The organism is Streptomyces sp. NPDC050485 (assembly GCF_044458185.1).
Classification (GTDB): Bacteria; Actinomycetota; Actinomycetes; order Streptomycetales; family Streptomycetaceae; genus Streptomyces.
The window spans coordinates 1-13899 of the sequence record NZ_JBITHR010000008.1 but is presented as its reverse complement, the minus strand read 5'-3'; the positions used below and the strand labels follow the sequence as shown (position 1 = coordinate 13899).

The 13899-nt window shown below is 70.2% G+C and carries 11 protein-coding genes and 1 pseudogene; 7 read left to right on the top strand and 5 right to left on the bottom strand.

The features are described 5' to 3' along the window. Nucleotides 1-6: 6 nt before the first annotated feature. A pseudogene (locus tag ACIBK6_RS17900) lies at nucleotides 7-711 on the bottom strand (LysR family transcriptional regulator substrate-binding protein); the annotation flags it as partial. Between ACIBK6_RS17900 and ACIBK6_RS17895 the strand changes: the two are divergent. The 5 genes from ACIBK6_RS17895 to ACIBK6_RS17875 all read left to right on the top strand — a co-directional run bounded on the left by ACIBK6_RS17895 (nucleotide 671) and on the right by ACIBK6_RS17875 (nucleotide 7718). Next, a complete protein-coding gene (locus tag ACIBK6_RS17895; RefSeq protein ID WP_399052211.1) occupies nucleotides 671-2035 on the top strand; it encodes an FAD-dependent oxidoreductase in 1365 nt (454 codons plus the stop codon). The pseudogene ACIBK6_RS17900 and the gene ACIBK6_RS17895 sit on opposite strands and share 41 nt — an antisense overlap. 389 nt (nucleotides 2036-2424) lie before the next feature. Further along, a complete protein-coding gene (locus tag ACIBK6_RS17890) occupies nucleotides 2425-4728 on the top strand; it encodes a hypothetical protein (RefSeq protein WP_399052210.1) in 2304 nt (767 codons plus the stop codon). Between the two features lie 82 nt (nucleotides 4729-4810). Next, nucleotides 4811-6163 (top strand): hypothetical protein, encoded by a 1353-nt coding sequence (locus tag ACIBK6_RS17885; protein WP_399052209.1) that lies wholly within the window; start codon nucleotides 4811-4813, stop codon nucleotides 6161-6163. Between the two features lie 103 nt (nucleotides 6164-6266). After that, nucleotides 6267-7388 carry a glycosyltransferase gene (locus ACIBK6_RS17880; RefSeq protein ID WP_399052208.1) on the top strand — a complete coding sequence of 374 codons (1122 nt, stop codon included), beginning with the start codon at nucleotides 6267-6269 and terminating at the stop codon, nucleotides 7386-7388. 69 nt (nucleotides 7389-7457) lie between these two features. Continuing rightward, on the top strand, nucleotides 7458-7718 hold the full coding sequence (locus ACIBK6_RS17875) for a hypothetical protein (protein ID WP_399052207.1): 261 nt from the start codon (nucleotides 7458-7460) through the stop codon (nucleotides 7716-7718). A gap of 33 nt (nucleotides 7719-7751) precedes the next feature. Here ACIBK6_RS17875 and ACIBK6_RS17870 read toward each other — a convergent pair whose 3' ends face one another. Next, nucleotides 7752-8306 (bottom strand): FHA domain-containing protein, encoded by a 555-nt coding sequence (locus ACIBK6_RS17870; protein ID WP_399052206.1) that lies wholly within the window; start codon nucleotides 8304-8306, stop codon nucleotides 7752-7754. A 285-nt stretch (nucleotides 8307-8591) separates the two neighbouring features. On the opposite strand from ACIBK6_RS17870, the gene treZ reads away from it, so the two are divergent. Further along, nucleotides 8592-10331 carry a malto-oligosyltrehalose trehalohydrolase gene (gene treZ, locus ACIBK6_RS17865; RefSeq protein WP_399052205.1) on the top strand — a complete coding sequence of 580 codons (1740 nt, stop codon included), beginning with the start codon at nucleotides 8592-8594 and terminating at the stop codon, nucleotides 10329-10331. Nucleotides 10332-10386: 55 nt separating this feature from the next. On the opposite strand, the gene ACIBK6_RS17860 is transcribed toward treZ, so the two are convergent. From ACIBK6_RS17860 to ACIBK6_RS17850, 3 genes are all read right to left on the bottom strand, one after another. Then, entirely contained in the window at nucleotides 10387-11517 is a 1131-nt protein-coding gene (locus ACIBK6_RS17860; RefSeq protein WP_399052204.1) for a M24 family metallopeptidase, read from the bottom strand. Nucleotides 11518-11642: 125 nt separating this feature from the next. Further along, nucleotides 11643-12596 carry a hypothetical protein gene (locus tag ACIBK6_RS17855; protein WP_399052203.1) on the bottom strand — a complete coding sequence of 318 codons (954 nt, stop codon included), beginning with the start codon at nucleotides 12594-12596 and terminating at the stop codon, nucleotides 11643-11645. A 41-nt stretch (nucleotides 12597-12637) separates the two neighbouring features. Continuing rightward, a complete protein-coding gene (locus tag ACIBK6_RS17850) occupies nucleotides 12638-13270 on the bottom strand; it encodes a nucleoside/nucleotide kinase family protein (RefSeq protein ID WP_399052202.1) in 633 nt (210 codons plus the stop codon). Nucleotides 13271-13394: 124 nt separating this feature from the next. Between ACIBK6_RS17850 and ACIBK6_RS17845 the strand changes: the two genes are divergently transcribed. Continuing rightward, a complete protein-coding gene (locus ACIBK6_RS17845) occupies nucleotides 13395-13787 on the top strand; it encodes a VOC family protein (RefSeq protein ID WP_399052200.1) in 393 nt (130 codons plus the stop codon). The last annotated feature ends 112 nt before the right edge of the window (nucleotides 13788-13899 follow it).

The following is a 13899-nucleotide window of genomic DNA, read 5'->3' as shown; positions in this document are numbered from 1 at the left end:
CTGCTCTCAGCGGACCACCTCCGCGGCGCTGTCGCGATCGGCGTTCGGCCGTACGGGTGAAAGACCACCACTGCCGTACGGCGCTGACCTGCGCAGCAGCTCGGCGAAGGCAGCGGCGGCGCCGGTCAGCTCGACCCGCGAGAACACCGTCAGGGGACGCCGCCACGCCGGGTCGACCGAGAGCAGCACGCAGTCCTCGCCGATTCCGCCGCGTACGGCATGGGTCGGTACGGCCACGACGCCGACCCCGGCGGCCGCCATCCGTACGGCCGTCGAGGTGTGCTCGGTGCGCACGGCGGTCCGGGGCGTGAAGCCGGCCCGCCCGCAGACCAGGTCGAGGAAGGGGCGCCCTTCGACAACAGGCTCCATCGCGCACCGCACCCAGGTGTGCTCCGCGAGCTCTTCGAGCCGGACCGAGGAGCGGCCCGCCAGCGGATCGTCGAAGGCGACGACGAGCCCGATCTCCTCCTCACCGAAGGGGACGACGGGACCCTCCCAGTGCGGCGGGGGCGGGCCGACGGCGAGGTCGGCGGCGCCACGTTCGACCGACTCCTCCAACGCCTCGGTGCCGGCATACTCGTGGAGCAGCAGTTTCACTCCGGGGTGGCTGCGCCGCCAGCGGGCGAAGACCTCGGGCAGCACCCCGACGGCCACCGCGTGCACGGCGGCGATGTGCAGTTCGCCGCCCTCGGCACCGGCCGCCGCCCTCGGCCTGAAGGTCGTTCTGGCCGAGCGCGACAAGGTCGGCGGTACGTGCCTGCACCGCGGCTGCATCCCCAGCAAGGCGATGCTGCACGCCGCCGAGCTGGTGGACGGGATCGCCGAGGCCCGCGAACGGTGGGGCGTCAAGGCGAGCCTGGATTCGATCGACTGGCAGGCGCTGGTGGCCACCCGCGACGACATCGTCTCCCGCAACCACAAGGGCGTCGAGGGGCATCTGTCGCATGCCGACGTCGAAGTGCTGTGCGGCAGCGCCCGGTTGACGGGCCCCAAGACCGTATGGATCGAGGGGTACGGGAACTTTTCCGCGCGGCGCGGCATTGTGCTCGCCACCGGCTCGCGGCCTCGTATGCTGCCCGGTCTCGAAGCGGACGGCAGACACGTGGTCACCAGTGACGACGCGCTGTTCGCCCCCGGCCTTCCGCGCTCGGTGCTGGTCCTGGGAGGAGGCGCGATCGGTGTCGAGTACGCCTCGTTGCACCGGTCGATGGGCGCCGAGGTCACCCTGGTCGAAGCCGCCGACCGTCTGGTGCCGCTCGAAGACGCCGACGTCAGCCGCCACTTGACCCGGGGGCTCAAGAAGCGCGGCATCGATGTACAGACCGGCGCCCGCTTCCTGGACGCGGCGTTGCTGGGCAACGGCGTGCGCGCCTCGGTGCGCACCTCCCGCGGCGAGGTCCGCACCGTCGAGACCGAGCGGCTCCTGGTCGCGGTGGGCCGCACCCCGGTCACCGACGGGCTCGACCTGGCCGCGGCCGGGCTCGCCGCGGACGAGCGGGGCTTCCTTGCCCCGGCCGACTGGTCCCGGCTCGAAACCCCTGTTCCTGGCATCCATGTGGTGGGCGATCTGCTGCCGCCGCCCTCACTCGGTCTGGCCCACGCCTCATTCGCGGAAGGCCTGTTGGTGGCCGAGACGCTGGCCGGGGTGGCCTCCCCGCCCGTCGACTACACGGCGGTGCCCCGGGTCACGTACTCCTCTCCGCAGACCGCGTCGGTGGGCCTGACCGAGGCCGAGGCCCGCAATCGCGGTCACGATGTCGTCGTCAACACGATGCCGCTGACGGCCGTCGCCAAGGGAATGGTGCACGGCCAGGGCGGCGTGGTGAAGGTGGTCGCTGAGCGCGCCGGGCAGGTGCTCGGGGTCCATCTCGTCGGCCCGAACGTCTCCGAGATGATCGCCGAGAGCCAGCTGATCGTCGGCTGGGACGCCGAGCCCTCCGACGTGGCCGGTCACATCCACCCCCACCCCACCCTCTCGGAAGCCGTCGGCGAAACCTTCCTCACGCTCGCCGGACGCGGCCTGCACCAGCAGTGAGGCCCACGGGCGGCGCCGCATTCCGGTCAGCGGGCTGCGCACACACTGGTTGGCGCTCGGCTTTCCCTGGCAGATTCCGACACATCGGGCAGCCATCTCGGCCGGGGCGGATGCGTCGGCCGCCCACCGCAGCAGTCTGGACCTTTGGGCGGTTTTGGGCTGCGCCTTGGCCACGAACTGATGCCGTATGGGAGGCCAGGGGTCCGGTTGGCGCTTCCTTCTGCGGCGCAAGAACGCCGTTCGCGCCTTGGGTGGACCGTCCGGAATTAGCGTGAAGTTCCCGGAAGGTAGCGCCTAGCGTGTGCCGTACTCCGGATTACCCACCGCATCCTCATCGGCGCGGCACGCCCGCGTCCGATGTGCCATGCCCGCAGACGGGAGAAGCACTGATGGCAGGCGAATCGAGTACCGGAACCGGACCACAGCCCATCGGCCTGCCCAACGGCGCCATTGCCACGGTCGCGGGCACCGGCGCCGCCGGATATCTCTCCGACGGCGGCCCCGCGCCACTGACCAGGCTTAACCTCCCCCTGGGCCTCGCTGTCGACAAGCAGGGCAATCTCTACATCGCCGACCGCCACAACCACCGGATCCGCAAGGTGACCCCCGACGGGATCATCACCACCATCGCGGGCACCGGCCAGGCGGGTTACGTATCCGACGGTGGGCCCGCCGTCGCGACCAGGCTCAACGAACCCATCGACGTGGCTGTCGACGACGCCGGCAACGTCTACATCGCCGACGGCGTCAACCACCGGATCCGCAAGGTGACCCCCGCCGGGATCATCACCACGGTCGCCGGCAACGGAGAAGCGGGATACGTCTCCGACGGCGGCCCGGCCATCGCCACCCGGCTCAACCACCCCCACGGCATCGCAGTGGACCGTGAGGGAAACCTGTACTTCAGCGAGTGGTCCAACCATCGGGTCCGCAAGGTGTCTCCCGCCGGCATCATCACCACCGTCGCGGGCAACGGAGAAGCGGGATATGTCTCCGACGGCGGACCGGCCATCGCCACCCGGCTTCAGAACCCGTCCGGGGTGGCCGTGGATCCCGACGGGAACCTGTACATCGCCGATTGCCTCAACCACCGGGTCCGCAAGGTGACCCGCAACGGCATCATCACCACCGTCGCGGGCAACGGCACCGCCGGCTACGTCTCCGACGGGGGACCCGCCGCCGCCACCGGCCTCCACCACCCACACGACGTGGCACTGGACGCCGCGGGCAACCTGTACATCGCCGACAGCGCCAACAACCGCGTGCGCAGGGTATCCACCAACGGCGTCATCACCACCGTCGCGGGCAACGGGATCGCGGGCTACGTCGACGACGGCGGCCCGGCCGTCTCCACCCGGCTCTACAGCCCGTGCGGCGTGGCACTGGACGCCGCGGGAAATCTGTACATCGGGGATTACCAGAACCACCGGGTCCGCGGAGTGACGGCCGTTGCCGACATGACGCCGCCGCTGCCGCCCGCCGCCGATCTGTACGCCGAGAGTGTCTCTCCGTACGCGGTCCAGCGCGGCCAGGAGTTCGACCTCGGTGCCCGGGTCAAGAACCGCGGGCCCAACCAGGTCGACGGGCGGTTCGTCACCGTGGTGCTCAGCCTCGCCGACGGCCTGGTGGGCGGGCCGGGCACCAACGACCGGCGGCTCAGCCGCACCTTCACCGGTCAGCAGCTGCTGACCAACCAGGGCTCCCTGGACGGCGTCTTCCGCGTCAGCGCCCCCGACGACACGCCTCCGGGCATCTACCACTCCACGCTGGAGATCCAGTACAGCGGCGAGATCAACCTCAAGGACAACGTCGAGCGCCTGCCCGTGACGATCGTCGTCCCCGCACCGATCGGTGACGAGACCGCCCTCACCGTCATCCAGGACACGATCCCCACCGCCGCCCCCGGCCAACGGACCGTCTTCACCATGAAGTTCACCTCCGGCACCGGCCAGCCGGTCAACCCGGGGGTCATCGACCAGCGCTTCACCGCGCCAGACGGCTTCACCTTCAGCGGTCAGCCCACGTACGCGTACTACGAAACCATCCACGGCGTCGTCTCCGGCAACCTCGACCACCGCATCGAGGACTCCGGACGGACCCTGGTCATCGAGGCGAGCCCGCACCTCAACACCACCACCAGCGACACCGGTTCGCTCATCTACACCATTCCGGTGCAGGCCCGGACGGACGCCGTGCCCGGCCGATACGACAACGGCTCGGCGAGCATCGGACGCCTCGCCCCGGTCCAGGTCTCCGGCACGATCACCGGCCTCGTATCGGACCTCACCGCGCGGGTGACGCAGACCAGGCAGGACCAAGCGGAGGTACAGCCCGGACAGAAGTGGGTGTACCCGGCGGTCCTGCAGATCACGAACACCAGCCGACGCGCGATCGACACCGAGCAGATCGTACTGACCGCGCCGGAAGGCATGCGGTTCACCGAGGACCGGCTGGTGCTGTGGCACGAGGACACCGGCCAGGAGGTCGTCAACGCCGCCGAGCGGTCGGCCGACGGCCGCCGGCTCACCTGCCGCCAGGCCCGACTGGACATCGCCCCCGGCAAGTGGGTCCTGGCCTACCCGGAGATGGAGGTCGACTCCTTCGCCACTCCTGGCACGGTCCGCGTGAGCCTCCAGGTGGGCAACCCGGTCTTCGCCTCGGGCCAAGCCCTGATCGTCATCCAGACGCCGTAGCGGAAGCGCAGGGGCCACCCATGGAGGTGGCTCCTGCGCCGCATCGCCAACCCACTCTCGGCAGGAAGCAGAGACAGCACGCATGAGCACTCCCGCAACACCCCAGGACAGCGCGCCGCTCGACCCCGAAGGCACCGGCATCCGGACCCTGGGCTATGCCAACCGGTTCGCCACCTGGGACAGCGAGTTCCGCTACGACGGCCGCATCCGGGTCCCGATGGGGGTGAAGATCAAGGAGGTCAAGTACTCGTACACCGGCAACGGGCAGGCGGACATCACCGCCACCGAGGTGAAGCGCGGCAGGGGCGGCATCGACCAGGAGTACGAGGTCATCGACCTCACGTTCCTCGATGACGCCGACCTGATCACCTTCACCCTGCGCGGCGATCTGAACGTCGACGCCGACCCCCGCCCCGCGTACAGCCGCACGTACCCGATCCGGGTCGACGTCACCCTCGACAATGGGGACGTCCGCACGGCGAACCCGGAGGTCGAGGTGCTCGCCGGCGCCTGGCAGAAGAGCGACCCGGAGAAGGTCGGCCGGCCCTTCGTCCGGCTGCCCTACGACAACAACTGGGGCGGTACACCGAACAGCCAGGCCGGATTCGGCCTCGTCACGGACAACGGGCGCGTCCCCGGGGACAAGTTCATCATCGACCTGGTCAACCTGCGCCAGGGCCAGCAGGACGTGCCGAGCAACAACAGCGACCACGTCTACTACCAGCTCGTCCACGAGGACGGCACGCCCTCGCACTACACACCAACTCCTCAGCTGCAGAAGGCCGATGGGCACGCGGACAGCGGAACCGGCCGCAAGGTGACCCTGCCCGCCATCGACCTCCGTCAGCTGGGCGACAAGACCGGCTACTACCGCTTCCTGGTCTGGCCGCAGTCCGTCAACCCCGACGGAACGCCGAGCAGCCTGCGCTGGGACGAAGCCAAGCCGGAAGACGCCTTCCAACTCGGCAGCGTCTACTACCGGTACACGGCACCACGCAGCATCGACACCGGAGCGCGGGCCACCATCAAGACGCAGACACTGACGGCGACCGCGGGTCAGGACCGCTGGATCTACCCGGCCTTCGTCATCCGCAACACCGGCCAGCGCCCCATCGGAACGGTCAAGGCGGTCTTCACCGCCCCCGAGGGCCTGCGGTTCACCGAGGACCAGCTCGCGTTCACCCGCTGGGACGACGAGAGCCACGAGGTGGTCGCCCTGGGCGTGCTGTCGGCCGACCACCGCACCCTGACCTGCCCGGCCATCCCGCTCAACCTGGTGCCGAGCGGGCCCGGCAGGGACGCCTGGGTGTCGGTCTACCCGGCGATGGAGGTCGAGGCGACGGCACCGGCCGGACGAGCCCAAGTCGGCATCCAGCTGGGCGAACCGGTCTTCGCCACCGCCCAGGACACCATCGAGATCCGCCCCAGGGGCTGATCCGGGCAACGGGGTGCCGCACGCACGGTGCGGCACCCCATCTTCTCCCGCTTACTACTCCTTCTCCCGCGTACCCGGACAACACAGCTGCAGGAGCACCTCCATGCGATGGCCACGCTTCGGACGCACGGTCCCACGTGTCCGTGCCCGCGTCTCCCAGGACAGGACGGCCGCGGCCCCCCACATCCTCGCGCTGATACCCGCCCACGACGAGGCCGAGCGCATCGCCGCCGCCATCGCGGCGCTGTACCGCCAGGAACACCCACCGCACCGGGTCGTGGTCGTGGCCGACAACTGCACCGACCAGACCGTGGAGATCGCCCGGGCCAACGGGGCCGCCGTCATCGAATCGCTGGACAACCGGCACAAGAAGGCCGGTGCCCTCAACCAGGCCCTCGGCCGGCTCCTGACCGACCTCGACGACACCGACCTGGTCCTCGTCCAGGACGCCGACACCATGCTCCAGCCGTCCTTCCTTACCAGTGCCATCGCCGCCATGGACCGCACCGTCGGAGCCGTCGGCGGCATCTTCTACGGCGAGAAGGGCGGCGGCCTGCTCGGAGCGCTCCAGCGCATCGAATTCCACCGCTACGCCCGCGAGATAGCCCGACGTGACTTCCGGGCCGACGTCCTCACCGGCACCGCGACCCTCTTTCGGGCCCGGACCCTGCGCGAGGTGCGACAAGCCCGCCTCGCCGGACTCATCGGCGGCGGCACCTCCTACTACTCCCTCGCTTCGCTCACCGAGGACGACGAGATCACCAAAGCCGTCCGCACCCTCGGCTACCGCACCGTCTCCCCACCCGGCTGCGGCGTGGTCACCGAGGTCATGACCAGCTTGCCCACGCTCTGGCACCAGCGCCTGCGCTGGCAGCGCGGCGCCCTGGAAAACCTGCGCGACTACGGCTGGACGAAGGTCACCGCCCCGTACATCCTCCGGCAGACGTTCATGGGCCTGTCCGTTCTCTTCCTGGCCCTCTACCTCGTCTTCACCGGATGGATGCTCGCCCGGGGAAGGCCGGAGTTCACGCCCTTCTGGATCGCCGTCGGCCTCGTCTTCGTCGCGGAGAAGGTGGTCACCGCACACGGCGCCGGCTGGAAGTCCCAACTCCTTGCCGGCACACTCGCCGTCGAGCTAGCCTACGACATGTTCCAGCACGCCGTCTACCTCCGCTCCCTGTGGGACATGGCCCGCCGCAGGGAAGAGCACTGGCGCGCCACCTGAGCCTGGCCGCGGCTCACCGTTCATCGTTCGGCACCGTCATCGAGGGGCAGAGATCGCGTGTACGGAGGATTGCCACCAGCCGGAGCGCTGGGCGTCGGCGGGGCGTCGGCACTCTCGGCGAAGGGCCTCGCGCGGCCCGGATCCGGCTTTCAGGCGCTGGCCACCGTGGTCGCGGCGACGACACTCGTGATGGCAGGGGCCTCCCTCTGCAAGCTCCTGCCACCCCGGCGCCGGGTCGTCCAGGCGCTCAGCGCCGCGCAGCCACCCCGACGGGAGCTCCGCAGCTCACGCATACCACAGGCCGACTCGGCCTGGGTCGCGGTGCCCTGACCCGGACTCATGCCGTATAGCACCCGGGGCTGATCAGTCGGTGGCGAGCCGGAAGGCCATCCGGCCGAAGCTCACCTGGTCGCCGTCGGCCACGAACACGGCTCCGGTCACGCGGCGCCCGTTGACGCAGGTCCCGTTGGTGGAGCCGAGGTCGCGCAGCAGCCACTTGCCGGACTGGAAGGCGAGTTCGGCGTGGACGCGTGAGACGGTGTCGTGGCTCAGCCGGAGCCCGTTGGCCGGGTCGCGGCCGATCCTCAGTGGATACGGGCCCGGCACGGGGAAGAGCAGTTTGGGCAGCCGCTCCGACTGCCAGGCCCGGCGCAGCGAGACCGAGAACCCGGACACCTTGCCGACCGCGCCGAACACGGCCTTCGACCAGCGGTTGCGGCGCTCCAAGTCGGCGGTCAGCGCGACCAGTTCGTCCGCCCCGCGGGCAGCGAGGGCCAGCTCCATGCGGCGCAGGAAGGTGTCGTGCGACAGCTTGCCCTGGGCGGCGCCCTCCCGCAGCACGTCCAGCACCCGGTCGCGCTCCGCGTCGGAGAGCCGGGCGGGTGCCGCGGAGGTGTGGAATTCGAAGGAGGACGTCACAGCGTCGATTGTCCTTCCAGAAGGCCCAAAGTGTCCAGCAGACCGACGCCCTCCCAAGGAGGCGCACTTTCACCACCCGTCCCCTCGCTGACCTGCGACGCAGCCACATCGGATGGCGAAATCCCCGGACCGGGCCCGCCCCGCCCGCTATCAGTGTCGGCCGACTTCTCAAACCTCGGCTTCGGGCGCGTGATCGACATGGTCGGGAAGTAGTCCCGAATTACGGGCATCTCCCCCTCCTCTGCCGCACCATGGTCGCAACCGGCAACGACAGGGGGACACGCAGTGCTGTTCGAAGTGTGGGCGCCGTACGCCGACCGGGCCGCCCTTCTTCTGGAAGACGCCACCCATCCCATGAGCCGCCATCCCGTCCGGGCGGGCTGGTGGCGGGCCGAGGCCGACGGGCATCCCGGCGACCGCTACGGGTACGTCCTGGACGACGGACCGGCGCTGCCCGACCCGCGGTCGCGACGCCAGCCCGACGGACCCGACGGCCTCAGCGCCGTCGTCGTCCACGAAACCTTCGACTGGCGGCATCCCTGGGCGGGCCGCCCCCTGCCGCGCGCCGTGCTGTACGAGCTGCACATCGGCACGTTCACCCCCGAGGGCACCCTGGACGCGGCCGTCCAACACCTGGCGCGGCTGGCCGAGTTGGGGATCACCCACATCGAGCTGATGCCGGTGTGCCCGTTCCCGGGACGGCACGGCTGGGGGTACGAGGGCGTCTCGCTCTGGGCGGTGCACGAGCCGTACGGCGGCCCCGAGGCGCTGAAACGGTTTGTCGACTCCGCGCACTCCCATGGTCTCGGCGTGGTCCTGGACGTCGTGCACAACCATCTGGGCCCGTCCGGCAACCATCTGCCGTCGTTCGGCCCATACTTCACGGACACCCATCACACGCCCTGGGGCGCGGCCGTCAACCTGGACGCGCCCGGCTCCAACGAGGTCCGCGAGTACCTCCTGGAGAGCGCGCTGGCCTGGCTGCGCGACTACCGCCTCGACGGACTGCGCCTGGACGCGGTGCACGCGCTGGCCGACAGCCGTGCGTACACCTTCCTCGAAGAGCTCTCCACCGCCGTGGACGTGCTGGCCGTCGAGACCGGCCGGCCGCTCTTCCTCATCGCCGAGTCCGACGCCTGCGATCCGCGTACGACCACCCCGCGCGGCGAGGGCGGCCTGGGCCTGCACGCGCAGTGGAACGACGACTTCCACCACGCGCTGCACACGGCGCTCACCGGCGAATCCCAGGGCTACTACGCCGACTTCGCGCGCGCCCCGCTGTCCGCGCTCGCCAAGACCCTCACCCGCGTGTTCTTCCACGACGGTACGTATTCGAGCTTCCGCGGCCGTACGCACGGGCGGCCGGTCGACCGCGGCCACACCCCCGCACACCGCTTCCTGGGGTACGCGCAGACCCACGACCAGATCGGCAACCGGGCCCAGGGCGACCGCCTCTCGGCCACCTTGTCGCCCGGTCTACTGGCCTGCGCGGCGGCTCTGACGCTGACGAGCCCGTACCCGCCGATGCTCTTCATGGGCGAGGAGTGGGGCGCCCGCACGCCCTGGCAGTTCTTCACCGACCACCCCGATCCCGAGCTCGCCCGGGCCGTACGGGACGGCAGGCGGCGGGAGTTCGCGGCGCACGGCTGGGCCGCCGAGGACATCCCGGACCCGCAGGACCCGACGACCCGGCAGCGCTCGTGCCTGGACTGGACGGAGCCGGCGGGGCAGCCGCACGCGAGGCTGCTCGCCTGGTACCGCGAGCTGATCGCCCTGCGCCGGAACCGGCCGGACCTCACCGACCCCGACCTCGCGGCCGTCAAGGTGGCGTACGACGAGGAGGCGCGCTGGCTGACCTACCGGCGGGGCGATCTGCGGGTCGCGGTCAACCTCGCCAAGGAGCCGGTCAGGATCAGGCTCGGGGACGGCGGCCGGGTCCTCGCGGCCTGGGAGCCGGTCGGGGCGCCGGGCGCGGACGGCCTGCTGCTGATGCCTCCGGAGTCGTGCGCGGTCCTCGGCCCCTGAGGACCGCGCGGCTCAACACCCGTACCACTGACGAGGATTACTCGACTGAAGGGGATTACTCGACGATCGCCATGGCGTGGTCGGTGTTGTTCAAACGCCGGCCACCGTCATCCGTAACGGTGACGATGTCCTCGATGCGGACGCCGAACCGGCCGGGCAGATAGATGCCCGGCTCGATGGAGAAGCACATGCCGGGCACCAGCGGCCGCGCCTCGCCCTCGATCATGTACGGCGGCTCGTGGGTGGTCACGCCGATGCCGTGGCCGGTGCGGTGGATGAAGTACTCGCCGTATCCGGCGTCTTCGATGACCGCGCGGGCCACGCGGTCGATGTCCTGGCAGGCGACACCGGGCTTGACCGCCTCGAAACCCGCCTGCTGGGCGGCGCGCACCGTGTCGTGAACGCGCTGCTCGTCGGCGCTGGGCTCGCCGACATGCACGGTACGGGTCGTGTCGGAGCCGTAGCCGTGCTTGAGGCCGCCGAAGTCGAGCACGACCATGTCGCCGCGCTCGATGGTGCGGTCGCCCGCCTCGTGGTGCGGGTTGGCGCCGTTGGGCCCGGAGCCGACGACGGTGAAGTCGACCTGCGAATGGCCGTACTTCATCAGGAGGGCAGCGAGATCGGCGGCGATCTCTGTCTCCTTCCGGCCCGCGAAACGTACCTTCACGATCTCTCCGTACGCCTCGTCCGCCGCCGCACCCGCGGCCTCCAGGCGGCTCAGTTCGTGCTCGTCCTTGACGGCCCGCAGCATCGGCAGGGCCTCGGTCAGCGAGACATAGGACGTGCCGGGGAGTTCCTTCTGGAATCCGAGCAGATGCATCGCCCAGGCGTTGTCGCTGACGCCGAAGCTGCCGTCGACGTCGAGCAGCGGGGCCGTCACCGCGTAGGGATCCTTGCCGTCGGTCCAGTCCCGCAGGGTCAGCGCGGCGGCCCCGGCGGCGTGCGCCGCGTCGGGCGCCTCCAGGGTGGGCACGACGAGGACCGGGTCCTGGCCGGCCGTGAGCACCAGGACGGTGAGCCGCTCGGTGATCGCGGTCGGCTGGTAGCCGGTGAGGTACACGAGGTCGGGTCCGGGCGCGACGATCACACCGGCCAGACCGGCGTCGGCGGCGGACTCGGCGGCGCGGGCCATCCTGGTGCGATAGTCATCGGCGGTGAAGGGCGCGGGGGCAGGTGTCGTGGACATGGCCCCATCCTGCCCGGGCGCCCGTTTGAGCGCGAGTGCGAATCGAGTGCGAGTGCGCCGGTGGCAGTGGCAGTGGCAGTGGCGGCAAGCGTCGCAGTCCCGCCGGGGGACGGTGAGCGCACGCGTCACAGTCCGTCCGTCTCCTCCCCCACCAGTCGTTCGAGCAGCTCGCCGAAATCCTCCCCGACGACGATGCGCAGCCCCTCGCCGTCCCGGTCACTGAGCTGGGTGAGCGTGCCGCCACGCCACCAGTAGACGTACGGGCTGATCGAGCCCGGAGTGTCCTCGAAGCCGGAGGCGGCGAAGGACGCCATGGCGTTGAGGGCGAGGACCATGCCGGAGTCGCGGATGACATGGAACGCGAGCTGGTGGCGGAAAGGCATCGCTACGAGCGCGCCCTCCGGAGGCAGCTCACGGCCGGTGACCTGACGGACGACGGCGTCCAGGGCGAGCACGCGGCTCGCCGTGTAGAAGGAGTCGCCGACCACGAGGTCGAAGCGCATCCCGTCGTCGCCCTTCACCGTCTCGTGGCCCTCGACGGGCAGCTCCCGCAGATTGCGCAGAGCCCGTTCGCGCAGGTCGGGGACCTTACCGAGGGGTTCGAGGGCCTCGTCCGTCAGCATCATGACGCTCTCGGGGAGATCGAGCGCGAGGATCTCGTACAGTCCGGGCGCGACACTGCGCGCGTATCCGAAGCTCTGCGGGTCGAGGCCGTCGCGGCTGATCACCCGCGGGTAGAGCTGGGCGCGAATCTGATCGGGCGACAGGGTTTCAAGTGCGGAAGGCGCGTCCATGGTGCGCAGCACCATCCCGACGTGCTTACGGATCAGTTCCGGCCACATGCGCGGACCGCGCGGATCGTTGTGGCAGACGGCGGCGAGGTTGCTCAGGCCGAACTGGCGGCCGGCGCTGTCTTTCACCAGGTCCGCGTAGACGGTGACCTCCAGACCCAGCTCGGCGAACGCCTCTCTGACCTGAGCACGGAACCGGGTGCCCTCGCCGTCCGAGAAGAAGCCGAACTCGGGGTCCCGCGGAACGTCGCTCGCGTCCCGCCTCGGCCCTCGCCGGAATATCCCCACGTCTGCTGCCTTCCCGTCGCACCGTCGCCGGAGCTGCGAGCCTACCCAGTGAGCGCCCCGGTGATGACAAGATCCGCCCGCTCCCGGCCAGCCGCCACGAGACGCGCGTTGACCTCGTCGGACTCGCGGACCCACCGCTCGGCGTACGGCTGGGACTTCCCGTGCCGCACATGCCGCTCCACCAGCCCGCGCGCCCGCCGCGCGTCGTCGGCGTGCAGGTACCAGATCTCGTCGACGAGGTCCCTGACCTGCGCCCAAGCCCCTTCGTCGTGGAGCAGGTAATTGCCCTCGGTCACGACGAGCGGCACGTCCGGCGCCACGGGGATACTCCCGGCCAGCGCCTCCTCCGACGACCGGTCGAATTCCGGCGCGTATACGACCGCGCCCGGCTCGGGCGAGCGCAACCGGGCGAGCAGGGCGACGTATCCGGCGGCATCGAAAGTGTCGGGCGCGCCTTTGCGTTCGGTACGTCCCAGGCGGCGCAACTCCGCGTTGGCGAGATGAAACCCGTCCATGGGCACGAACACGGCCTGCCCGTCGAGCCGCTGCACCAACTCCCCTGCCAGCGTGGACTTTCCGGCCCCGGGCGGGCCCGCGATACCGAGGATGCGGCGGCGACCGGGCACTATGAGGCGGCGGGCACGAGCGGCGAGCCGGGACAGGTCTGGATCCATGGCCGCATTGTTCCACCGGATCTTTCAGGTCCCTTCGGGCCTCTTCAGGCTTCTTCGGACTTCTTCGGACTTCTTGAGGGACAGCGCCTCTTCAGGGTCGAGTGATACGTATAACCTTGGCCACATGCCGCACATCGCACTGATCACTCTCGTCGTACGCGATTACGACGAGGCCATCGATTTCTACACCCGCGCCCTCGGTTTCGAACTGGCCGAGGACACCGACCGCGGGGACGGTTCGCGCTGGGTGGTGGTCCGCCCGCCCGGCTCGGTGAACGGGGCGGTCGCGCTGCTCCTGGCCCGGGCCAAGGATGATGCCCAACGAGCGAGCGTGGGCGCACAGACCGGCGGCCGCGTCGGATTCTTCCTGCACACCGAGGACTTCGCGCGCGACCACTCCCGGATGCTGGCGGCCGGAGTCCGATTCCTGGAGGAACCGCGGCACGAGCCGTACGGCTCGGTCGCGGTGTTCGAGGATCTGTACGGAAATCGCTGGGATCTGCTTGAGCCGGCGTGATCTGCTTGATCCGCCCTTAAACGCAGAAAAGCCCCGCACCGTGGTCCCGAAGGACCTTGGTGCGGGGCTTTCCCCAAAATTTGTTCGGCGGCGTCCTACTCTCCCACAGGGT